The organism is Variovorax sp. DXTD-1 (assembly GCF_003984625.1).
In the GTDB taxonomy this organism is placed as follows: Bacteria; Pseudomonadota; Gammaproteobacteria; order Burkholderiales; family Burkholderiaceae_C; genus Variovorax.
This window is the reverse complement of record NZ_RWKH01000011.1, coordinates 86,402-107,328: the sequence shown is the minus strand read 5'-3', so window position 1 is coordinate 107,328 and position 20,927 is coordinate 86,402. Positions and strand designations below refer to the sequence as shown.

The window sequence follows — 20,927 nt, the reverse complement described above, 5'->3', positions numbered from 1 at the left end:
TCAGGGGCGTCCCAGCGAGTTGGTGGCGGGCGGCGCGGAGAAGCCGGGCTCGCCCGGCCCCGCCGCGGCGCCGCCGTTGCCGAACAGCAGCGATTGCGGGTTGTCGTTGATGCCGTCGGCCGCGCGGCCGAGCCGGCGCACCGCGCGCGAGGTGTCGTCGGCCACCCGGTTCACGCGCGGCAGCGTGGCCGAGTTGAACGAATCGACCGCCTGCGCCAGTGCCTTGGTGCCGTCGCCCAGGCGTTCGATCGGGCCTTCGGGCGCGTTGAGGCGGCTCACCGTGGTGTTGAAGTTGTTGGCCACGCGCGAGACATCGCCGGCCGCCGTCTTGACCGACGACAGCGTGCCGGGCAGCGCCGCGAGCGTCGGGTTCAGGCCCGTCTTCACCGTGTTGTCCAGCTGTTTCAGCAACGTGTTGGCGCTGGCCGATGCCGCCGCAATGTTCTCCAGCGCATCGGCCACCCGCTTCTGGTTGCCGTCGCCGAGCAGCTGGTTGGCGCGCTTCGTGGCTTCGTCGACCTGGTTGATGATGGCTTCGCCGCGGTCCTGCAGTTGCGCGAGCATCGAGGGCTTGAGCGGAATGCGCGGCGGGTCGTCGTTGTTCGGCGCAAGCGCGACGCTCGATTCGCCCTTGTCGTCCAGCGCGATGAAGGCCAGGCCGGTCACGCCCTGGTAGCTCAGCGTGGCAAAGCTCGACGTGGTGAGCGGCACGCGCTGGTCGACCGTGATGCGCACGCGCACGTTGCCCTTAGTCTTGGGGTCGAAGTCGATCGAGGTCACCTTGCCGACCGCGATGCCCCGGTAGCGCACCATGGCCTGCGGTTGCAGGCCGCTGACCGGATCGCGCGTGGAGAGCTCGTAGATGTTGCGCACGGTGTTGTCGCGCGTGAACCAGACCACCAGCCCCACGAGCACGGCAATGAGGCCGAGCACGAAGGCGCCGGCGGCGAGGGCATGGGCTTTGTTTTCCATGTGTGGCTACCTTTCAGTGGGCCACGCCGGCAGTTGGCGGCGCGGCGTTGGAGGGTTTGTCATGCAGGGCCTCCAAGGCGCGCTGGCCGCGCCCTCCCAGAAAATATTCGTGAATGAACGGATGCGGATACGCGATGACTTCGCGCGCCGAACCGCTGACGATGACCTTGTGGTCGGCCAGCACCGCAATGCGGGTGCTCAGGTCGAACAGGGTGTCCAGGTCGTGCGTGACCATGACAACCGTCAGGCCCAGTTCGCGGTGCAGGCCGCGCAGCAGGTCGCAAAAACTGTCGGAGGCTTCGGGGTCGAGGCCGGCCGTGGGTTCGTCGAGCAGCAGCAGCGGCGGGTCCATGATGAGCGCGCGCGCCAGCGCCACGCGCTTGATCATGCCGCCCGACAAGTCGGCCGGGCTCATGTTGGCGTGCCGCGGCTGCAAGCCCACCATCTGCAGCTTGACCAGCGCCGCGTTGCGAATCAACTCGTCAGGCAGCAGCTTGAGCTCGCGCAGCGGAAAGGCAATGTTCTCGAGCACGCTGAAGGCCGAGAACAGCGCGCCGTGCTGGAACAGCATGCCCACGTTGGCCGCGCCCTGGGCGCTGAGCTCGCCGGGCGCCTGGCCCAGCACCTCGACGGTGCCCTTCGACGGCTTTTCGAGTCCGAGGATCTGCCGCAGCAGCACCGTCTTGCCGGTGCCCGATCCGCCAACCAGCGACAGCACTTCGCCTCGCGCGATGTGCAGGTCGAGGTCGCGATGAACCACGTGCTCACCCTCGGCATTCTTGAATACCGTCCAGAGCTTGCTGATGTCGACCACGTTGTTCGAATCGGTCATTCGAATACCTCCGCGCTTCGCACTGCGGTGCGAGCTTCCTTCGGAGCGGCCGTGCGGTGGCTCATGCCCTGAACCCGATTCCCTTGAACAGCACCGCGAACAGCGCATCGACCAGGATCACCGCCGTGATCGAGGTCACCACCGACGAGGTCGTGCCGCGCCCCAGGCTCTCGGTGTTGGGTTTTACCTTCATGCCGAAGTAGCAGCCGATCAGCGCAATCAGGATGCCGAACACCGCCGACTTCGCCAGCGCGAGCCAGATGTTGACCATGGGCACCGCGCGCGGCAGCGCCGAAAGAAAGTAGGCGGGCGAAATGTCGAGCGCCGCATCGGCTGCGAGCATCCCGCCCGCAAGCGCCGCCATCGATGTCCAGAGGCTGATCAGCGGCATCGCAATGGCCAGCGCCAGCACGCGCGGCATCACCAGCCTGAAGCCGTGCGGAATGCCCATCACCCGCATGGCGTCGAGTTCTTCGGTCACGCGCATCACGCCGATCTGCGCCGTGATGGCCGAGCCCGAGCGACCTGCGATCAGCACCGCAGCCAGCACCGGCCCGAGCTCGCGGATCAGCGACAGCCCCAGGATGTTGACCACGAAAGCCTCGGCGCCGTACTGGCGCAACTGCTGCGAGATCAGGTAGGCCAGCACCACGCCGATCAAGAGGCCCACCAGCGCGGTGATATGCAGGGCAGTGGCGCCGAACTGATAAAGGTGGCCCGAAAAATCGCGCCAGGGCGCGCGGTGCGGCGCGCGGTGCGGCGCGCGCAGGAGCGTGCCCACGTCGAGTGCGAGCTGGCCGACCAGTCCTACGAAATCGCGCATCACCTCCAGCGCGCGCGCGCCGGTGTGCGAGAAATGGCGCACCCGTTCGGCCAGCGTGGGCGGCGGCTCCTCGGGCGTTCCGACCGTGTACTGGGCCACCTGGTCGAGCACCGCCTTGTGCTGCGGCGACATCTCGAGCGTGGCCGGCCAGTCGTGGCGCCAGTGTTCCCACAGCAGCTGGGCGCCGATGTGGTCGAGCTGCTCGATGGGGCGCAGGTCCCATGCGCGGTCGTCCGACGGCGGTGCGCCTGCCAGGTCTTTTTCGAGAGCCTGCCACGCGGTGCGCGACGACATCGCCAGCGTGGTCCATCGGCCGCGCGCCACGGTCCAGCTGCGGCCGTCCTGCTCGCGCTGCTCGACGCGCGGCAACACGCTGTCGGCGGCGGAGGCGTCGTCGGCAGGCGAAGTTGCTATGGGCATGGTGCGGCGGGGCGGGGCGGAGTAAGAAAAAAGAAGCGGTCGGAAAGGGCGCATCGTAACCGGATGAATCGGCTTTTCCCGTACGCCGCGCCGGTGCTTTGCGTAGGGCGGAACGCCGTCCGAATGGCCACGCGCGCCCTTTTTCCGGTCAGTTCCAGGCCCGCGCCAAAGCGTTCCACGCGCTCGCGATCACGGGCTCGTTGCGCCGCGCCGCCAGCGAGACGAAGCGCAGCGCGCAATCGAGCTGCACGCGGTCGGCCATCACCAGGCCGTGCGACTGGCTCTCGCGGATGGCAATGGAGTCGCGCAAGAGGCTCAGCCCCACGCCCGACTTCAGCAGGTCGAGCATCGAGGCTTCCTGGTCCACCAGCGCCGCGCGGCGCGGCGAAAGCCCGAGCGGACCGAACACTTTATTGAGCAGCCTGTGGTGCGCGGACTCCGGCGGCGTGGCGAGCCACGGCAACGCGGCCAGTGCCTTCCAGTCGCGGCCCAGCACCTGCGGACCCCAGCCCGCGGGTGCGACCACCCGGTAGGTAAAGCGCGTGAGCGTGCGAGCCGCGAGCGGAGCCGGCGCGGCGGCATCGCGATCGGCATCGTCGTCGGTGTCGAGGTGAAAACCCACGTCGAGTTCGCCGCGCAGCACCTGCGCCAGCACCGTGCCGCTCATGCCGTGGCGCAACTCGGTCTCGATCTGCGGCGCGGATTCGACCAGCTCTCGCAGGAACACGCCAAGCCGGGTGAACTCCGGATCGAGGATGGTGCCGATGCGCAGCGCCCCGCGCACCGTGCCCTGCAGGTTGCGCGCGGCCTGCTGCAAGTCGCCCACGGCCGAAAGCACGCGCTCGGCTTGCGGCAGCAGCGCGGCCCCGTCGGCAGTGAGCGCGAGCCCGTGCGGCGTGCGCGTGAAGAGCTGGAGCCCGGTCTCTTCGGCCAGGCGCTTCAATTGCAGGCTCACCGCCGGCTGCGTCAGGTGCAGCCGCTCGGCGGCGCGCGACACGCTGCCTTCGCGCGCCGCAAGCACGAAGGCACGCAAGATCTGGAGGTCCAAGGCGGCGGCAGTCATATAAGAGTGATTTATAAGCCACTCGCGCCGAAATCATTGGCTTTTTGCCGGCCGCTTGGGTGAAACTTGCCCAAGAAGCCCGTGCAGGGCCCATGAGCACCAAGAATATCGTTCCCCCGGAGACAAGCCAGCGCCATGAGCGACAACACATTCGACTACATCGTCATCGGCGGCGGCACGGCCGGCGCATTGATGTGCAACCGGCTGACCCGCAAATCGCAGCAGCGCACGCTGCTGATCGAGGCCGGCCGCAAGGACGACTACCACTGGATCCACATTCCGGTGGGCTACCTGTATTGCATCGGCAATCCGCGCACCGACTGGCTCTACAGCACCGAGCCCGACGCGGGCCTGAATGGCCGCACGCTGCGCTACCCGCGCGGCAAGACGCTGGGCGGCTGCTCCAGCATCAACGGCATGATCTACATGCGCGGCCAGTCGCGCGACTACGACCAATGGGCGCAGCTCACGGGCGACGACGACTGGAAGTGGCAGAACGTGCTGCCCGACTTCAAGAAGCACGAGGACTACTACCTTGGCGCCGACGAGCTGCATGGCGCGGGCGGCGAATGGCGCGTGGAGAAACAGCGCCTGCGCTGGGACATCCTCGACGCGTTCGCCGAAGCCGCCGTGGAGGCCGGCGTGCCGCACAGCACCGACTTCAACCGCGGCAGCAACGAAGGTGTCGGCTACTTCCAGGTCAACCAGAAGAACGGCTGGCGCTGGAACACGGCCAAGGCCTTCTTGCGGCCTGTGTGCTATGGCCGGCCCAACTTCGAAATGTGGGTCAACGCGCATGTCACCAAGCTGATCATCGAGGCGCAGCCAGACGGCAGCCAGCGCTGCACCGGCGTGCAGGTGTGGGACGGCCACGAGATGATCACCGCGCACGCCACGCGCGAGGTGGTGCTCTGCGCGGGCAGCATCGGCTCGCCGCAGATCCTGCAGCTCTCGGGCATCGGCCCCGCCGAGCTGCTGCGCCAGCATGGCATCGATGTGGTGGTCGATGCGCCGGGCGTTGGCGCCAACCTGCAAGACCACTTGCAGATTCGCGCGGTCTACAAGATCAACGGCGCGCCCACGCTCAACGTGCTGGCGTCGTCGATGTACGGCAAGGCAAAAATCGGCCTTGAATACCTGATGAAGCGCAGCGGCCCGATGAGCATGGCACCGTCGCAACTGGGTGCTTTCACGCGCAGCTCGCCCGAGCATGAGTGGCCCAATCTCGAGTACCACGTGCAGCCGTTGTCGCTCGACGCATTCGGCGAGCCGCTGCACAGCTTTCCGGCCTTTACCGCGAGCGTGTGCAACCTCAACCCGACGAGCCGCGGCACGGTGCGCATCAAGAGCCCGCGCTTTCAGGACGCGCCCGCCATTGCGCCCAACTACCTGAGCACGGATGAAGACCGCAAGGTGGCCGCCGATTCGCTGCGCGTGACGCGCCGCATTGCCTCGCAGCCCGCACTCGCCAAATACAAGCCAGAGGAATGGAAGCCCGGCGTTCAGTACCAGAGCGATGAAGACCTGGCGCGCCTCGCCGGCGACATTGCAACCACCATCTTCCATCCGGTCGGCACAACCAAGATGGGCGCCGACGGCGACCCGATGGCGGTGCTCGACTCGAAGTTGCGTGTGCGTGGTGTGCAGGGGCTGCGCGTGGTCGACGCGGGTGCGATGCCGACCATCACCAGTGGCAACACGAACAGCCCGACATTGATGATGGCCGAGAAGGCTGTGGGGTGGATTCTGGAAGCGAATCGCTGAGGCCGCGTTTCTCTTGGGCCATTGTTGTTTGGGGCGCTGCTGTTCAGGGCGTGTGCAAAGGCCACCGGGTACTCCCCTCCGCGAATGTCCCCCGGGGCTGCGCCCCTCCTCCTTTATTTCGCTGCGCGGAGCACCCGATGCCCTGTGCACTTGGGCACGCTGCTGGTGCTTCGCTGATCAACGACTGCTCTTTGCATCGCACCCGCTGGCGGGGTGCCTTGCGCAGCGAAATAAAGGAGGAGGCCGCAGGCCGGGGGACATTCGCGGAGAAAGGTACCCCGTCGGCGGGTGCGCCGCCCTGAACACAGCGCCCTGAACACAGCCGCCCCAAAAACTCACGCACCAATCACTTCTCGATGGTCTTGTTCCAACGCGCATTCCAAGCAGGACGGTTCGCGTTGATGCTTTCCCAATCGATGGTGATCGCAGTCTTCATCCACTGGTTGATGTCGGCCACCTGCTTTACGCCATCGCCCACCGCCGGAGCCTTGGGGTTGGTGGGAATCTGCGCGCCGTATTGCAATACGTTGGCCTGAGCCAGCGGGCTCAACAGGAACTCGGCGAGCTTTTGCGACAGCTCGGGTTCGCTGTTGTTGGCAATCACGCACTGGCCCACCATCAACACCACCGCGCCTTCCTTCGGCGGTGCGTACTCCACCGGAATGCCCTTGGTCTTGAGCGCGGCCACGGCCGTGGGCGTCAGCGGGAAGATCGCGGCCTCGCCGGTCTGGACCATTTCGGAGAGCTTGGCTGAACTCGGGATGTACTCGAGCACGTTCGGGCCGATGGTGGTGGGCCAGGCCTTGAAGCCCGGCTCCACGTTCTTGTCGTTGCCGCCCTGGATGCGGTTGAACATCAGGAAGCCGTGCAGCCCGAAGGATGATGACGACATCGATTGGAACACCACCTTGCCCTTGTACTTGGGATCGGCCAGGTCCATCCACGAGGTGGGCGGCGCCCAGCCTTTTTCCTTGAACATCTTGGCGTTGTAGGCCAGGCCCGTCATGCCCAGGCTCACGCCGCTGGCCATGTCATCCTTGAAGCGCGCGGCCGGATAGATCTCGGCGAGCGACGGGTTGGGGCGCTGCTTCTGGCACAGGCCCATGCCGATGGCGCGCACCATGATGCCGTCGTCCAAAAACATCACATGCATCTGCGGACGGTCCTTGTTGGCCTGCGCCTTCGCGAGGATGTCGGACGAGGTGCCCGGCACCACCACCACCTTGGCGCCGTAGAGCTTCTCGAAGGCGGGGAACACGTACTGCGTGTATGCCTTCTCCATGGTGCCGCCGTTCATGCCGATGTAGAGCGTCTTGGTCTGCGCGCCGGCGATGCCGCTGGCCGCGAGCGCGGCCACTACTGCCGCACCGAGCACGGTCCGGCGAAGAGAGAAGAAAAAGGTCTTCTGGAAACGGGACATGGTGTTTTCCTTTCAGGGTGGGCTGGTAGTGGTTTCTTCGGGAAAGAAGCGTTCGATCGAGAAGGCATCGATCGGCGTGCTGCTGCGGCCGTCGCGCACGAGCTCGGCGAGTACCTCGCCGGCGGCGGGGCCGATCTGGAAGCCCGCGCCCGAGAAGCCGAAGCCGTGGAACAGCCCGGGCGTGGTGCGGCTCGGGCCGAGCACGGGCTGGCGGTCGGGCAGGTAGCCCTCGGTGCCGCTCCAGGTGCGGATGAAATGCGCATGGCGCAGCGCGGGCAGCAGCTCGATGGCCTGCGCGGAAAGCGAGGCGATCGCGTCCCGGTCGGAGCGGGCGCGGTCGGCATCGAGCGCCACACCCTTTCCGCCTCCGCCCAGCACGAGGTTGCCTCGCGCCACCTGGCGGCAGTAGATGCCGCCGCCTTCGACGCCGAGGCTCCAGTTCATGAAGAAGGGCAGCGGCTCGGTCACTGCCATCGCGGGATGGCCCGACTGCAGCGGCACGGCTTCGCCGAAATACGCGGCCACGGGACCGGCCCATGCGCCCGCGCAATTGAGCAGCGCCGGCGCATGCACTTCGAGCGCATTGCCTGATCGAAGTACGAATTTCGTGCCGTCGTGCGCTACCTCGTCGACCTTGTGGCGCTCGAAGATTTGCGCGCCCGCGCGCTGTGCCGCCAGTGCGAAGGCCGGCGATACGAGGCGTGGATTGGCTTGCCCGTCTTCCGCGCACAGCGAACCGCCCACGGCGCGCTTGCCGAGCCAGGGGCAGCGCTCGCGCAGGCGGGCGTCCGAAATCAGTTCGAGCCCGAGGTCGAAGTCGCGGCTCTGCGCGCGGTACCGCTCGAGCGATTCCATGTCCGCTTCGCTGCGCGCGATCTTGAAATGCCCCGAACGCAGGTACTCGCCATCGGTGCCGATGGTTTCGCGCAGGCTGCCCCAGATGCGGTGTGCGCGTTGCGCCAGCGGCAATTGGCTCACCGGCCGGCCCTGCCGCCGCACGCCGCCGTAGTTGACGCCGCTCGAGCGCGAGCCGCACAGGTCGCGCTCCAGCAGCACCACGCCGATGCCCATCCGCCGCAACGCCAGCGCAGCGGATGCGCCGACGATCCCGCCGCCGACGATGGCGACGTCGGTGCGCAGTGTCTTGCGTCCGCTCATGCGCCGGCTCCTTCGGTCGAAGGCGCCGTGGCGGCCAGGTGAATCGGAATCGGCTTGATCGGCGCCTGCCCGCGCAGCCGGCCGACCTGCTGCACCGGCTGGCCCGTGGCATGCGCAAGGATCTCGGCTGCCGCCGCGCCGCACATGCGGCCCTGGCAGCGGCCCATGCCCACGCGCGAGAGCGCCTTGAGCCGGTTCATTTCATCGGCGCCTTGCTCGGCAACGGTCTGGCGCAGCGTGCCCGCCGTGATGTTCTCGCAGCGGCAGACCACCAGTTCGTCGGGCGCATGCGCGGCCCAGTCGTGCGGCACCGGAAAGGCGCGCTCCAGCCCCTGGCGGAAGGCGCCGAGCTTGTGCAGCTTGCGTTCGAGCATTGCCGCGCGTGCGGTGTCGACGGCCACGCCGCCGTCGGCGAGCAGCGCGAGCGCGGCGCGTTCGCCGGCCCACTCGGCCGCATCCGCACCCATGATGCCGGCGCCGTCGCCCGCGAGGTACACGCCCCGCACGCTGGAGCGGCCGGCCGCATCACGCACCGGCAGGTGCGCACGGTGCAGCGGCGCAAATTCGAAGCGGCAGCCCAGCAGGTCGGCCAACTGCGTTTCGGAGCGCAGCGCATAGCCGAAGCCGACGGCATCGCAGGACAGCGTGCGCTCTTCGCGTCCGTCGTGCCACGCCACGCCGGCCACGCGGCTCTCGGTGGCATCGCCGAGCACGCGCAACGGCCGCACGCCACCATGCAGCGCCACGCCATGCGCGCGCAGCCACGCCACGTAGTACACGCCCTTGGCGAACACCGTCGGTTGCCGCAGCATCGCGGGTGTGGCGGCAAGCTGGTCCGCGAACCGCGAGGTGTCGAGAACCGCGGCGACCTTCGCTCCGGCCTTGGCGTACTGGTACGCGACGAGATACAGCAGCGGACCGGTGCCCATGAACACCACGCGCTGCCCGATGGCGCAGCCCTGGAACTTGAGCGCCACCTGCGCGCCGCCGAGTGTGTAGACGCCGGGCAGCGTCCAGCCAGGGACCGGCAGCACGCGGTCGGTGGCGCCCGTGGCGACGATCAATTGGCGGTAGGGCACGCTGGAGGTGCTGCGCATGGGGCCGTGCAGCACGTCGAGCCGGCCGCCTTGGGCGTTCCATACCAGGCTGTCGGGGCGGTAGTCGATGCGTTCGCGCAAGGCGTCGAAGGCGGAGTGCACCGCATCGGCGCGGCGGGCCTCGAAACCGTAGAGCACATTCGCGCTGCGCTCCACCAAGCTCGAGGGCGGGCGCCGGTAGATCTGCCCGCCGGCGCGCGACGCCTCGTCGATCACCACGGGCCGGAGCCCATGCGCCACCAGTACCTGTGCGGCGCGCACCCCCGCAGGCCCGGCGCCGACGATCACCGGCTGCAATGCGAACGAAGAAGAAGGAGCCGTCATGCGCCGCTCCTTCCCGTGACCAGCGCCATGCCCGGCGCAATGAAGGTGGAGCAGGCGCGCAGGCGCTCGCCTTGCTCGGTGGCAATCCAGCAATCCTGGCAGGCGCCCATCATGCAGAAGCCGGCGCGGGGCTCGTCGCTGAACTCGTTGCGGCGCAGCTGCGCGGCTTGCGTGAGCACGGCCGTGAGCACGGTGTCGCCCGCGAGTGCGGAGGCGGGCCGGCCGTCGAGCGTGAAGGGCACCGCGGCGCGGCCAGTCTCGGCCACGCGATGCAGCAGCGGTTGAATAACGGTCGGCAGGTTCATCTACCGGCGCCCCACCAGCACGCGGTCCAGCCCGTAGACGCGGTCGAGCACCACCATCGCGATGGCCGTCACCGCCACCATCAGCGCCGACACCGCCGCCATCAGCGGATCGATCGACTCGGTGGCATACATGTACATGCGCACCGGCAGCGTCACCGTGCTGGGCGAGGTGACGAAGATCGACATCGTCACTTCGTCGAAGCTGTTGATGAAGGACAGCAGCCAGCCGCCCGTGACGCCCGGCAGGATCATCGGCAACGTGATGCGCCGGAACACCGTGGCTTGGCTTGCGCCCAGCGACAGTGCGGCCTGCTCGGCGCTGCGGTCGAAGCCCACGAGCGCGGCCACCACCAGGCGCAGCGTGTAGGGCGTGACGATCAGCGCATGCGCCATCACCAGCCAGCCGAAGCTGCCCGTGCCGCCCACCAGCGCGAACAGGCGCAGCAGCGCCACCCCCAGCACCAGGTGCGGAATGATCAGCGGCGAGAGGAAGAGGCCGTTGAGAAAGTCGCGCCCCGGAAACGCGTAGCGCGTGATTGCCATGCCCGCCGGTACCGCGAGCAGCGTGGCAATGGTGGCCGAGGCCAGCGCAAGCCACAGGCTGTTCCAGAACGACTGCATGAAGTCCGGGTGTGCGAACACCGCCTTGAACCAGCGCAGCGAGAAGTGCGTGGTCGGAATGGTCAAGGTGTTTTCAGGCGTGAACGCGACGATGCACACCACCACCAGCGGTGCCAGCATGAAGGTGATGACCAGCGCGTTGAAGGCGAGGGCGAGGGGGCCGTTCTTGCTCATCGGGTCAGCCCAGCGCTTTCTTGTAGCGGCCTTCTACCAGGCGGTTGTAGCTCAGCATCACGATGAGGTTGGCCGCCAGCAGAACCAGCGCAACGGCCGCCCCGAGCGGCCAGTTGAGCTCGTGCAGGTATTCGTCGTAGACGACGGTGGCAACCATCTTCAACCGGCGGCCACCGAGCAGGCCCGGTATCGCAAACGAGCTTGCGGCCAGGCCGAACACGATCAGGCTGCCCGAGAGAATGCCCGGCATCACCTGCGGCAGCACGATGCGCCGCAGCGTGGTGAAGTGCGAGGCCCTGAGCGAAAGCGCGGCGTTCTCCACGCCTGCATCGAGCTTCTGCAGCGAGGTCCACACCGGAATCACCATGAACGGCAACATCACGTGGACGAGCGCCACGATCACCGCAATCTCGGTGTAGAGCATCTTTACCGGCCCGATGCCCACCAGGCCCAGCAACGCATTCACGGCGCCCTCAGGCCCCAGCAGCATGCTCCAGCCGAAAGCGCGCACCACCACCGAAACGAGCAGCGGCGCCAGCACCACCAGCAGCAGGATCGATCGCCATGGGTTGCGCATGCGGCTCAGCACATAGGCCTCGGGCGCGCCGACGAGCACGCAGATCAGCGTGACGAGTCCCGAGATCCAGAAGGTGCGCCAGAAGATGCCGTGGTAGTACGAGTCGGTGAACACGTGCGTGTAGTGCTCGAGCGTGAACTCGCCCGTCTTGGGGCCGGTGGCCGGGTCGTACACGTTGAAAGACAGCACCACCGTGAGCGCGAGCGGCACCACCAGCAAGGCCGCGAACAGCAGCAGCGCGGGCGCCGAAAGCCACCATGGCGTGGCCTTGTGCGTGGCACCGCTCATGCCGCCACCGCCTCTTCGGCCGGCAACAGGCGCGTGCAATGCGCAGGCCAATCGATGCCGACCGGGCTGCCTTCGTCCAGTGCCTCGCGGCCGTCGTTGGGGCTCAGCACCATCAGGTCTCCGGCGGGCGTGCCCAGGCGATAGAGCCATTGGCTGCCCAGGAAGAAGCGTTCCCGCACCGTGCCGTCGAGGCGGCCGCGGCCGGCCTCCACCAGCTGCAGCTTCTCGGGGCGCACGCTCATCAGCACCGGGTCGCCCGGCTTGTAGCCGGTGTCCTCGACCTCGACGGTGAGCGAGCCGATCTCGACGCGGCAGCTGCGTGCGCCGCAGGCCGCGACGCGGGCGTCCAGCAGGTTGGCCTTGCCGACGAAGGTGGAAATGAAGCGCGTGCTCGGATGCTCGTACACGCGATGCGGATGGTCGATCTGCGTGGCGCAGCCGCCTTCCATCACCACCACGCGGTCGCTGATCGACATGGCCTCGCTCTGGTCGTGCGTGACCATCACCGTGGTGGTGCCGACCTTGCGCTGGATCTGGCGCAGCTCGAACTGCATTTCTTCGCGCAGCTTGGCGTCGAGATTGGAGAGGGGTTCGTCGAGCAGCAGCACAGGCGGTTCGATGACCAGTGCGCGCGCAAGCGCCACGCGCTGTCGCTGGCCGCCCGAGAGTTCGCGCGGGTAGCGCGTGGCATGCGCTTCCAGGTGAACCAGCGCCAGCGCCTGCTTCACCCGTTCAGCGCGCTCGGCCTTGGGCATCTTGCGCATCTCAAGGCCGAAGCTCACGTTGTCGGCCACGGTCATGTGCGGAAACAGCGCGTAGGTCTGGAACACGATGCCGAGGCCCCGCGTGTTGGCCTTGGCATGCGTGATGTCCTTGCCCGCGAGTTCGATGCGCCCGCTCGACACCGCCTCGAAGCCCGCAATCATCTGCAGCGTGGTGGTCTTGCCGCAGCCCGAAGGACCGAGCAGCGAAACGAACTCTCCCTTTTCCACCGCAAGGTTCATGGCCGACACGGCGCGCGTGGCGCCGTAAAACTTGGTCACGTCGGTAAGCCGTAGGAATGACATGGAAGGGCCTTTCTGCGCGGTGTCGTGAACGGCGCGCCGCACCTTGGTGCGCGCCATGGACAAGAGAGAACTTTTAGTTCACTCTATTGCAACGATTGCGCCAACCCGCCTCGGGTATTCCATTAATCAGAATTTTTCTCTGATTTATTCCGTTGAACGGAATATCATTCGAATGATGGACCCAAAGAATTCCACAAAAGAGGCCGCCGAAAGCCTCACGGCCGCTAGCGGAGGCGTTCCGCGCGTGTTTTCAGTGCTTCGCGCGCTGGGTGCGGTGCAGGCCGAAGGCGGCCGCGTGACGCAAATTGCACGTTCGGTCGGCCTCACGCAGGCGACCACGCACCGCCTGCTGCAGTCGCTCATGGCCGAAGGCATGGTCGAGCAGGACGAGCGCAGCAAGCTCTACCGCCTGAGCATCGATTTCTTCGCGCTCGCGGCCAGCGCCGGCAACCCGGGTGACCTGCGCTCCATTTGCCGCCCTGTGCTGCTGCGCCTGTGCGCGAGCCTTGGCGACAGCATCTTCTTGCTGGCGCGCAGCGGCTTCGACGCGGTGTGCCTCGACCGCAGCGAAGGCCCGTTTCCCATTCGTTCGTTCACGGGCGACATCGGCGGGCGCATTGCGCTGGGCGTGGGGCAGGGCGCGCTCGCCATCCTTGCCTTTCTGCCGGAGGCCGAGCGCGAGGAAGTGATCCGCTTCAACCTGTCGCGCGTGCGTGAGTACGGCGTGTACGACGAGGTCTATCTGCGCACCGAGATCGAGCGCGTGCGCCAGGCCGGCTATGCGGGGCGCAACACCGGCCTGCTCGAAGGCATGGCCGGCGTGGCGGTGCCCATTCTCGACCGCGAGGGCCGCGCGGTGGCCGCGCTGAGCGTGGGCACGATCGCGGACCGGCTCAACGCCGACCGCATGCCCACGGTGGTCGAGCTGCTCAAGCGCGAGGCGGCAGCCATCGGGCCGAAGATCAACCCCTTCGATGCAACGCTCAGAAGGCCCGCGCAGAGCCTGGCGGGGTCGCCGGCGGGGCAGAAGATCCCCTTGCCGGACGCACCGGAGCCCCGATAGGCGCCGCGTTCATTTCAGCTTCCGGTCTTCGCTCTTGGCTTCCGCCATGGCCTCGGGCTCCAGTTCCTCGGCGGAGCGGTTCAGGCGGATGAAGATGCCCCAGCCCGCCATGAGCAGGCCGACCGAGCCCAGCATGGCGGCGGCGTGCAGCATCAGTTCGGGCGCCTCGCGCGCCTTGAAGGTCGCGACCAGCCCCTCGACCGCCACGGCAACCACGATGACGACCATGAACCTGGACAGGAAGCGGCGCACCCGTGTCGGCGCGCCGATGTGTGCGTCGCGCACCACTTCTTCCTCGAGCACGGTCTGGGAGATCTGCAGCGCCACCACGCCCGCCGCCAGCAGGCCCACCGCTTCGATGACCGCCTCGGCCGCGGGAACATCGAGCCCCTGCATGACCGCGCCCCACCCGGCCCGCGCCGCAATCACGACGAGAACGAGCGATGCGGCGGCAAATGCGAGGGCCATCAGGGCATGGATTGCGGCGTACAGGGTGAGGATCGACTTCATGGCGCTACCGGGGTTGAACGTGCGGCGAGGCGAGGCCCCGGGGCAGCGCACGAGGACCGCGCCGGGGTGCGGAATCTTCGGCGCAGCCCGGCGGTTTGCGCGTAGGCGCGAAGCCCGTCCCGCACCGGGCGCATGCCGAGTTCATTCGGCAAACGCATCAAGTCCTTCCTTTTTTTCACTAGGCAAGCGCGCGGGATTGGAAGATATTGCGCCGGTCCCGTCCTGCCGTTTCCCTTCCTCTCTTCTCCCTTCCCGGAGCGCGCCCATGTCCGAAGCCCAAGCCCCTGTCTCCCTTGCCGCTGAAATCGAACAGCTGCTGCAGCGCCTGGGCGTGCCCCGCAGCGCCTATACCGGCGGCGAACTGACGGTGCGCTCGCCGGTGACGGGCGAGGTGATTGCACAGGTGCCGCAAACCAGCCCGGCCGAAGCGACCGCCGCCATCGGCCAGGCACATGAAGCCTTCAAGGCCTGGCGCAGCGTGCCGGCACCGCGCCGCGGCGAGCTGGTGCGGCTGCTGGGCGAAGAGCTGCGCGCCGCCAAGGCCGACCTCGGCCGGCTGGTCACGCTCGAGGCCGGCAAGATTCCGACCGAAGGCGCGGGCGAGGTGCAGGAAATGATCGACATCTGCGACTTCGCGGTCGGCCTCTCGCGCCAGCTCTATGGCCTGACGCTGGCCACCGAGCGCGCCGAGCACCGCATGATGGAAACCTGGCATCCGCTGGGTGTGTGCGGCGTGATCTCGGCCTTCAACTTTCCGGTGGCCGTGTGGTCGTGGAACGCGGCGCTGGCGCTGGTGTGCGGCGATCCGGTGGTGTGGAAGCCGTCCGAAAAAACGCCGCTCACCGCGCTGGCCACGCACGCCATCGCGCAGCGTGCCGTTGCGCGCTTCGGCGAAGACGCGCCCGAAGGCCTGCTCGGCCTGCTGCTGGGGCAGCGCGACATCGGTGAAGTGCTGGTCGACGACCACCGCGTGCCGATTCTCTCGGCGACCGGTTCGACTGCGATGGGCAAACAGGTGGGACCGAAGCTGGCCGCGCGTTTTGCGCGGGCCATTCTTGAGCTCGGCGGCAACAACGCCGCCATCGTCACGCCGTCGGCCGACCTCGACCTTACGCTGCGCGCCATTGCGTTCTCGGCCATGGGCACGGCCGGCCAGCGCTGCACCACGCTGCGCCGGCTCTTCGTGCATGACAGTGTGTACGACGCGCTGGTGCCCAAGCTCGCCAAGGTGTACGGCAATGTGCGTGTGGGCGATCCGCGCGAGGCGGGCACGCTCGTTGGGCCGCTGATCGACCGCGCGGCGTTCGACGGCATGCAGAAGGCGCTGGGCGAAAGCCGCGAGATCGGCGCCACGGTGCATGGCGGCGAGCGCGTCGAAGGCATCGGCACCAAGGACGCCTACTACGTGCGCCCCGCATTGGTGGAACTGAAGTCGCACGACGGCCCGGTGCTGCGCGAAACCTTTGCGCCCATTCTCTATGTGGTGCGCTACAGCACGCTCGACGACGCCATCGAATGGCACAACGCGGTGGGCGCAGGCCTGTCGTCGTCGATCTTCACGCTCAACGTGCGCGAGGCCGAGCGCTTCCTGTCGAGCGCGGGGTCCGACTGCGGCATTGCCAACGTCAACATCGGCCCGAGCGGTGCCGAAATCGGCGGCGCCTTCGGTGGCGAAAAAGAAACCGGCGGCGGCCGCGAAGCCGGCTCCGACAGCTGGAAGGCGTACATGCGCCGCGCCACCAACACCATCAACTACTCGACGGCGTTGCCTCTCGCGCAAGGCGTGACCTTCGATATCGGCGATTGATCCAACGCAGGCCTTCGTCCTTGCCGCGCAGTTCCGCTGCGCCGGCAAGGCAGAACGCTGCGCGAGCCCCAAGTAAAACCACCAGGAGACAGAGAACATGAAGATGCGTTTCAAGACACTCACCGGCGCGGCGCTGCTTGCGCTCGCATTCGGCGCTTCGGCGCAGCAAGCCCCCGCCGGAGGCACGCTCGACAAGATCAAGAGCAGCGGCAAGGCCGTGCTCGGCGTGCGCGAGGCCTCGCCGCCCATGGCCTACATGCTGGGCGCAAACGATAAGTACGTGGGCTACCACGTCGAGCTCTGCGAGCGCGTGCTGAAGGACATCGCGCCTTCCGCCAAGCTCGAATACATGGCCGTCACGGCGCAGAACACCATTCCGCTGGTGCAGAACGGCACGCTGGACATCGGCTGCGGCCCCACCACCAACAACACGGCGCGCCAGCAGCAGGTAGCCTTTGCGCTCACCACCTATGTGAGCGAAGTGCGCATGGCGACCAAGGTCGATTCGGGCATCACGTCGCTCGACCAGCTGGCCGGCCGTACCGTGTCGGCCTCCACCGGCACCACCGCCGTGCAGTTGCTGCGCAAGCGCGAGCGCGCGCAGAACACCACCATCAACACGATGCTCGGCAAGGACCACCTCGAGAGTTTCCTTCTGATGGAGTCGGGCCGCGCGGATGCCTTCGTGCTCGACGACAACCTGCTCGCCGGGATCATTGCGAACTCGAAGAACCCGACGGCCTATCGCATCACTGGCGAAGCGCTGGGCTCGGAGCCGATCGCGCTGTTGTTCCGCAAGGACGATCCGGCCTTCAAGGCCGCGGTGGACGATTCGCTGCGCAAACTCATGAAGAGCGGCGAACTCGAGAAGATCTACGCCAAGTGGTTCGTCGCGCCGATTCCGCCGAAGAACACCAGCCTGAACCTGCCGATGAGCACGGCGCTGAAGCAGCTGATTGCCGAACCGAACGACAAGCCGCTCGAGGCCTACGCCAAGTGATGTCCGCCGTGCTCGATTCCGCGCTTTCGTCGGCTTGCACATTCGAGCCTGCGCAGCGCGTGCGCGCCATCGGCGTGTCGGAAATCCTGCGCATCACCGACCATGCCAATGCGTTGAAGCGCGCCGGCCGGCCGGTGATCGTGCTGGGCGCGGGCGAGCCGGACTTCGACACGCCCGAGCACATTCGCGCCGCCGCGGCGCGTGCCATGGAGCGCGGCGACACGCGCTACACCGTGCTCGACGGCAGCCCCGCCATGAAGGCCGCGGTGCAATTCAAGTTCAAGCGCGACAACGGGCTGGACTTTGCGTTGAATGAAATCAGCGTGGGCGCGGGCGCCAAGCAGGTCATCTTCAACGCGTTGATGGCCAGCCTGAACCCGGGCGACGAGGTGATCCTGCCGGCGCCGTACTGGACGTCTTACGCCGACATCGTGCAGATCTGCGGCGGCATGCCCGTGAGCGTGCCGTGCACCGAGGCGCAGGGCTTTCGGCTGGATGCTGCGCAGCTCGAGGCGGCCATCACCCCGCGCACGCGCTGGCTCTTCTTGAACTCGCCATCGAACCCGAGCGGCGCGGCCTACAGCGCGGCGCAGCTCGCGCCGTTGTGCGAGGTGCTGCTGCGGCATCCCGCGGTGTGGGTGCTGGCGGACGACATCTACGAGCACATTCTCTATGACGGCCTGGCGTTTGCCACGCCGGCCACCGTGGAGCCGCGGCTGCGCGAGCGCACGCTCACCGTGAACGGCGTGTCGAAGGCTTATGCAATGACAGGCTGGCGCGTGGGCTACGGGGCAGGGCCGCGCGCGCTGATCGCGGCCATGGCGGTGGTGCAGAGCCAGTCGACCTCCTGCCCGTCGTCGGTGAGCCAGGCGGCCGCGACCGAGGCGCTCACGGGGCCGCAAGACATCGTGGCCGAGCGATGCGATGACTTCCAGGCGCGGCGCGACTTTGTGGTGGCGGCATTGAACCGCGCGCCCGGCCTGCGTTGCCGCGTGCCCGAAGGCGCTTTCTATACTTTTGCGAGCTGTGCCGGCGTGCTCGGCCGGCGCACGGCGAGCGGCATGCTGCTGCAGACCGACAGCGACTTCTGCAACTACCTGCTGCAGGAGTTCGAAGTGGCGGTGGTGCCGGGCAGCGTGTTCGGGCTCGCGCCGTATTTCCGCATTTCGTATGCGACATCGATGGCGCAGCTCGAAGAGGCGTGTGCGCGCATTGCCGCGGCATGCGAAGCTCTCGAATGAATTTCTGATTGGACACAGCATGACTTCTCCCCGCACCGGCGGCCAGATCCTGGTCGACCAGCTCATCACCCACGGCGTCAAGCAACTCTTCTGCGTGCCCGGCGAAAGCTTTCTGGCCGTGCTCGATGCGCTGCACGATGCCTCCATCGACGTGACGGTGTGCCGCCAGGAAGGTGGCGCCGCGATGATGGCCGAGGCACAGGGCAAGCTCACCGGCCAACCCGGCGTGTGCTTTGTCACGCGCGGGCCGGGCGCCACCAACGCGGCGGCCGGCGTTCACATCGCGCACCAGGATTCGACGCCGATGCTGCTCTTCGTGGGCCAGGTGGCGCGCGAGGCGCTGGGCCGCGAGGCCTTCCAGGAGCTGGACTACGGCGCGGTCTTCGGCACCATGGCCAAGTGGGTGGTGCAAATCGACGATCCGGCGCGCGTGCCCGAGCTGGTCTCGCGCGCCTTTCACGTCGCCACCTCGGGCCGTCCCGGGCCGGTGGTGATCGCGCTGCCGGAAGACATGCTGACCGAAGCCGCGGTGGTGGCCGATGCGCAGCCCTATGCCGTGACCGAAACCTATCCGGGCGCGACGCAAATCGCGCAACTGCAGCAGCGGCTGTCGCAAGCACAGCGGCCTGTGGCCATCCTCGGTGGCAGCCGCTGGTCAGAAGCCGCGACGCGGCAGTTCGCGGGTTTTGCAGAGGCGTTCTCGCTGCCGGTGTACTGCTCGTTCCGGCGCCAGATGCTGCTGTCGGCCGAGCATCCTTGCTATGCGGGCGACCTGGGGCTTGGCGCGAATCCGCGCATGCTCGAGCGCATCCACAATTCAGACCTGGTGCTGCTGGTCGGCGGTCGGCTGTCCGAGGTGCCGTCGCAGGGCTATGAGTTGCTTGCCATTCCGCAACCGAAGCAGGCGCTGGTGCATGTGCATGCCGATGCCGACGAGCTCGGCAAGCTTTACCGCCCGGCGCTGGGCATCCACGCCACGCCGCAGGCGTTTGCCGAGGCAGTGGCCGCGCTGCGCCCAGCTTCACCGCCGGTTTGGCTGGCCGAGATGAAGACCGCGCGCGAAGACTTTTTGCGCTGGAGCGATCCGGCCCTCATCCGCATTCCGGGCCCGCTGCAGATGGGCGAGGTGATGCAGCACCTGCGAGAGGTGCTGCCGGCCGACACCATCTTCTGCAACGGCGCCGGCAACTTTGCCACCTGGGTGCACCGCTTCTGGCCGTTCCGCTCGTTTGCGAGCCAGTTGGCGCCCACCAGCGGGTCGATGGGCTATGGCCTGCCGGCGGGCGTGGGCGCCAAGCGGCTGTGGCCGCAGCGCGAGGTGGTGGTGTTCGCGGGCGACGGCGACTTCATGATGCACGGCCAGGAGTTCGCAACCGCCGTGCAGTACGGCCTGCCGATCATCGTGGTGCTGCTGGACAACGCCATGTACGGCACCATCCGCATGCACCAGGAAAAGCACTACCCGGGCCGCGTGAGCGCCACGCAGCTGAAGAACCCCGACTTCCGCGGCTATGCCGAAGTGTTCGGCGGACATGGCGAGCGCGTGACCCGCACGGAGGAGTTCGGCCCCGCGCTGGCGCGCGCCCGTGCGAGCGGCAAGCCCGCGGTGCTGCATTGCCTGCTCGATCCGGAGGCCATCACGCCGGCCAGCACGCTGCAGAGCATCCGCAAGGCCGCACTGGCTGGCGGCTGAGCGCCTGGCGTCGAAAAAGAATCAGCCCAGGCCGCCCGCAAACCGCGGCCGGGGCTTCGGCGGATTGCCGTCGGGCGCGCGCGCGGCCAGCCGTGCGGCGCGCGCCAAGGGCTCCATGGCCTGCTCGAGGCGGGTGGCGAGCAGGTAGAGATCCTCGTCCTTGGTCTCCGCGGCATGCGCGCGCGTCATGCGCACGATCTCGGCGGCGTATTCGGCATTGGTGGCCATCCATTCGGTGTCGGTCACGCGCCCGTGCTTTCGCCGCAGTGCCACGTGCAGCCGTGCGGCAAGGGCGATGCGTTCGCTTTCGGACATGGACATGGTTCGAGGGGCTCCATGAATGGCTCAATCCGCCTGCGTGCACAAGTCGTGCCATGTCGGGTCCGCTGCGTTAACGCTCCGAAACACTTTTGTTTGCCGTGAGCCCCTGGAAGGTAAGGCAAAGCGGGTAATTCCCAATGCACTGGCCCGGTGCACCGCCTAAAGTCTGCCCACTCGCGAACGGGCCAAGCTCGTGCTGCCGAGGGTCCGAGGAGACAAATTCGGTCTACAACAAAAATTCTTCAAGGCTTCCGTTCGAGAAGCCGTGTTTGAACTTGAAAGGCGCCGCTGGTCGGCGCCTTTTTTATTGCCCGGCGCAGCCCCTTCGCCTGCCGATTCCTGACTGGCGCAAGAGCGCTTGCAAGCCCGCCCTGCCTTTCATCGAAG

The 20,927-nt window shown here is 67.4% G+C and carries 19 protein-coding genes; 6 read left to right on the top strand and 13 right to left on the bottom strand.

Features of this window, described 5'->3' with window-relative positions; genetic code table 11:
* The 4 genes from EJI00_RS12475 to EJI00_RS12460 form a co-directional block, all read right to left on the bottom strand.
* Positions 1 to 972, bottom strand: a complete 972-nt coding sequence (locus EJI00_RS12475) for an MlaD family protein (RefSeq protein WP_126747826.1) — start codon at positions 970 to 972, stop codon at positions 1 to 3.
* A 13-nt stretch (positions 973 to 985) separates the two neighbouring features.
* Complete coding sequence (locus EJI00_RS12470) at positions 986 to 1,804, bottom strand: ABC transporter ATP-binding protein (RefSeq protein ID WP_126747825.1); 819 nt, start codon at positions 1,802 to 1,804, stop codon at positions 986 to 988.
* A gap of 61 nt (positions 1,805 to 1,865) precedes the next feature.
* Positions 1,866 to 3,047 carry an MlaE family ABC transporter permease gene (locus EJI00_RS12465; RefSeq protein ID WP_126747824.1) on the bottom strand — a complete coding sequence of 394 codons (1,182 nt, stop codon included), beginning with the start codon at positions 3,045 to 3,047 and terminating at the stop codon, positions 1,866 to 1,868.
* A 148-nt stretch (positions 3,048 to 3,195) separates the two neighbouring features.
* On the bottom strand, positions 3,196 to 4,110 hold the full coding sequence (locus EJI00_RS12460; RefSeq protein ID WP_126747823.1) for a LysR family transcriptional regulator: 915 nt from the start codon (positions 4,108 to 4,110) through the stop codon (positions 3,196 to 3,198).
* Between the two features lie 135 nt (positions 4,111 to 4,245).
* Between EJI00_RS12460 and EJI00_RS12455 the strand changes: the two genes are divergently transcribed.
* Entirely contained in the window at positions 4,246 to 5,874 is a 1,629-nt protein-coding gene (locus EJI00_RS12455; protein WP_126747822.1) for a GMC family oxidoreductase, read from the top strand.
* 346 nt (positions 5,875 to 6,220) lie between these two features.
* Here EJI00_RS12455 and EJI00_RS12450 read toward each other — a convergent pair whose 3' ends face one another.
* The 7 genes from EJI00_RS12450 to EJI00_RS12420 are packed head-to-tail and all read right to left on the bottom strand — an operon-like array spanning position 6,221 to position 12,905.
* On the bottom strand, positions 6,221 to 7,294 hold the full coding sequence (locus EJI00_RS12450; protein ID WP_126747821.1) for an ABC transporter substrate-binding protein: 1,074 nt from the start codon (positions 7,292 to 7,294) through the stop codon (positions 6,221 to 6,223).
* A gap of 12 nt (positions 7,295 to 7,306) precedes the next feature.
* The gene (locus tag EJI00_RS12445; RefSeq protein ID WP_126747820.1) at positions 7,307 to 8,452 is read right to left on the bottom strand and encodes an NAD(P)/FAD-dependent oxidoreductase; all 1,146 of its coding nucleotides are present in this window, start codon (positions 8,450 to 8,452) and stop codon (positions 7,307 to 7,309) included.
* Complete coding sequence (locus EJI00_RS12440) at positions 8,449 to 9,873, bottom strand: NAD(P)/FAD-dependent oxidoreductase (protein ID WP_126747819.1); 1,425 nt, start codon at positions 9,871 to 9,873, stop codon at positions 8,449 to 8,451. The genes EJI00_RS12445 and EJI00_RS12440 overlap by 4 nt, the downstream gene beginning before the upstream one ends.
* Entirely contained in the window at positions 9,870 to 10,178 is a 309-nt protein-coding gene (locus EJI00_RS12435; RefSeq protein WP_126747818.1) for a (2Fe-2S)-binding protein, read from the bottom strand. The genes EJI00_RS12440 and EJI00_RS12435 overlap by 4 nt, the downstream gene beginning before the upstream one ends.
* Positions 10,179 to 10,973 carry an ABC transporter permease gene (locus EJI00_RS12430; RefSeq protein WP_047784138.1) on the bottom strand — a complete coding sequence of 265 codons (795 nt, stop codon included), beginning with the start codon at positions 10,971 to 10,973 and terminating at the stop codon, positions 10,179 to 10,181.
* A gap of 4 nt (positions 10,974 to 10,977) precedes the next feature.
* A complete protein-coding gene (locus EJI00_RS12425; RefSeq protein ID WP_126747817.1) occupies positions 10,978 to 11,838 on the bottom strand; it encodes an ABC transporter permease in 861 nt (286 codons plus the stop codon).
* Positions 11,835 to 12,905, bottom strand: a complete 1,071-nt coding sequence (locus EJI00_RS12420) for an ABC transporter ATP-binding protein (protein WP_126747816.1) — start codon at positions 12,903 to 12,905, stop codon at positions 11,835 to 11,837. The genes EJI00_RS12425 and EJI00_RS12420 overlap by 4 nt, the downstream gene beginning before the upstream one ends.
* 175 nt (positions 12,906 to 13,080) lie before the next feature.
* Between EJI00_RS12420 and EJI00_RS12415 the strand changes: the two genes are divergently transcribed.
* Positions 13,081 to 13,968: an IclR family transcriptional regulator gene (locus EJI00_RS12415; RefSeq protein WP_126747898.1), complete on the top strand. Its 888-nt coding sequence runs from the start codon at positions 13,081 to 13,083 to the stop codon at positions 13,966 to 13,968.
* A 9-nt stretch (positions 13,969 to 13,977) separates the two neighbouring features.
* Here the strand turns inward: EJI00_RS12415 and EJI00_RS12410 are convergent, their stop codons facing one another.
* Positions 13,978 to 14,478, bottom strand: coding sequence for a hypothetical protein (locus EJI00_RS12410; protein WP_126747815.1), 501 nt, complete (start codon positions 14,476 to 14,478; stop codon positions 13,978 to 13,980).
* Positions 14,479 to 14,743: 265 nt separating this feature from the next.
* Between EJI00_RS12410 and EJI00_RS12405 the strand changes: the two genes are divergently transcribed.
* The 4 genes from EJI00_RS12405 to EJI00_RS12390 all read left to right on the top strand — a co-directional run bounded on the left by EJI00_RS12405 (position 14,744) and on the right by EJI00_RS12390 (position 20,219).
* The gene (locus EJI00_RS12405) at positions 14,744 to 16,285 is read left to right on the top strand and encodes an aldehyde dehydrogenase family protein (protein WP_126747814.1); all 1,542 of its coding nucleotides are present in this window, start codon (positions 14,744 to 14,746) and stop codon (positions 16,283 to 16,285) included.
* A gap of 97 nt (positions 16,286 to 16,382) precedes the next feature.
* Positions 16,383 to 17,285, top strand: coding sequence for an amino acid ABC transporter substrate-binding protein (locus EJI00_RS12400; RefSeq protein ID WP_126747813.1), 903 nt, complete (start codon positions 16,383 to 16,385; stop codon positions 17,283 to 17,285).
* The gene (locus EJI00_RS12395) at positions 17,285 to 18,526 is read left to right on the top strand and encodes a pyridoxal phosphate-dependent aminotransferase (RefSeq protein WP_185868121.1); all 1,242 of its coding nucleotides are present in this window, start codon (positions 17,285 to 17,287) and stop codon (positions 18,524 to 18,526) included. Before EJI00_RS12400 ends, EJI00_RS12395 begins: the two co-directional genes overlap by 1 nt.
* Before the next feature lie 19 nt (positions 18,527 to 18,545).
* Positions 18,546 to 20,219, top strand: a complete 1,674-nt coding sequence (locus EJI00_RS12390) for a thiamine pyrophosphate-binding protein (RefSeq protein ID WP_126747811.1) — start codon at positions 18,546 to 18,548, stop codon at positions 20,217 to 20,219.
* A 21-nt stretch (positions 20,220 to 20,240) separates the two neighbouring features.
* Here EJI00_RS12390 and EJI00_RS12385 read toward each other — a convergent pair whose 3' ends face one another.
* Positions 20,241 to 20,540, bottom strand: a complete 300-nt coding sequence (locus tag EJI00_RS12385; protein ID WP_126747810.1) for a hypothetical protein — start codon at positions 20,538 to 20,540, stop codon at positions 20,241 to 20,243.
* Positions 20,541 to 20,927 lie beyond the last annotated feature (387 nt).

Coding starts and splice junctions, on each gene's coding strand:
- EJI00_RS12475 (WP_126747826.1), bottom strand. CDS start 972: ATGGAAAACAAAGCCCATGCCCTCGCCGCCGGCGCCTTCGTGCTCGGC.
- EJI00_RS12470 (WP_126747825.1), bottom strand. CDS start 1,804: ATGACCGATTCGAACAACGTGGTCGACATCAGCAAGCTCTGGACGGTA.
- EJI00_RS12465 (WP_126747824.1), bottom strand. CDS start 3,047: ATGCCCATAGCAACTTCGCCTGCCGACGACGCCTCCGCCGCCGACAGC.
- EJI00_RS12460 (WP_126747823.1), bottom strand. CDS start 4,110: ATGACTGCCGCCGCCTTGGACCTCCAGATCTTGCGTGCCTTCGTGCTT.
- EJI00_RS12455 (WP_126747822.1), top strand. CDS start 4,246: ATGAGCGACAACACATTCGACTACATCGTCATCGGCGGCGGCACGGCC.
- EJI00_RS12450 (WP_126747821.1), bottom strand. CDS start 7,294: ATGTCCCGTTTCCAGAAGACCTTTTTCTTCTCTCTTCGCCGGACCGTG.
- EJI00_RS12445 (WP_126747820.1), bottom strand. CDS start 8,452: ATGAGCGGACGCAAGACACTGCGCACCGACGTCGCCATCGTCGGCGGC.
- EJI00_RS12440 (WP_126747819.1), bottom strand. CDS start 9,873: ATGACGGCTCCTTCTTCTTCGTTCGCATTGCAGCCGGTGATCGTCGGC.
- EJI00_RS12435 (WP_126747818.1), bottom strand. CDS start 10,178: ATGAACCTGCCGACCGTTATTCAACCGCTGCTGCATCGCGTGGCCGAG.
- EJI00_RS12430 (WP_047784138.1), bottom strand. CDS start 10,973: ATGAGCAAGAACGGCCCCCTCGCCCTCGCCTTCAACGCGCTGGTCATC.
- EJI00_RS12425 (WP_126747817.1), bottom strand. CDS start 11,838: ATGAGCGGTGCCACGCACAAGGCCACGCCATGGTGGCTTTCGGCGCCC.
- EJI00_RS12420 (WP_126747816.1), bottom strand. CDS start 12,905: ATGTCATTCCTACGGCTTACCGACGTGACCAAGTTTTACGGCGCCACG.
- EJI00_RS12415 (WP_126747898.1), top strand. CDS start 13,081: ATGGACCCAAAGAATTCCACAAAAGAGGCCGCCGAAAGCCTCACGGCC.
- EJI00_RS12410 (WP_126747815.1), bottom strand. CDS start 14,478: ATGAAGTCGATCCTCACCCTGTACGCCGCAATCCATGCCCTGATGGCC.
- EJI00_RS12405 (WP_126747814.1), top strand. CDS start 14,744: ATGTCCGAAGCCCAAGCCCCTGTCTCCCTTGCCGCTGAAATCGAACAG.
- EJI00_RS12400 (WP_126747813.1), top strand. CDS start 16,383: ATGAAGATGCGTTTCAAGACACTCACCGGCGCGGCGCTGCTTGCGCTC.
- EJI00_RS12395 (WP_185868121.1), top strand. CDS start 17,285: ATGTCCGCCGTGCTCGATTCCGCGCTTTCGTCGGCTTGCACATTCGAG.
- EJI00_RS12390 (WP_126747811.1), top strand. CDS start 18,546: ATGACTTCTCCCCGCACCGGCGGCCAGATCCTGGTCGACCAGCTCATC.
- EJI00_RS12385 (WP_126747810.1), bottom strand. CDS start 20,540: ATGTCCATGTCCGAAAGCGAACGCATCGCCCTTGCCGCACGGCTGCAC.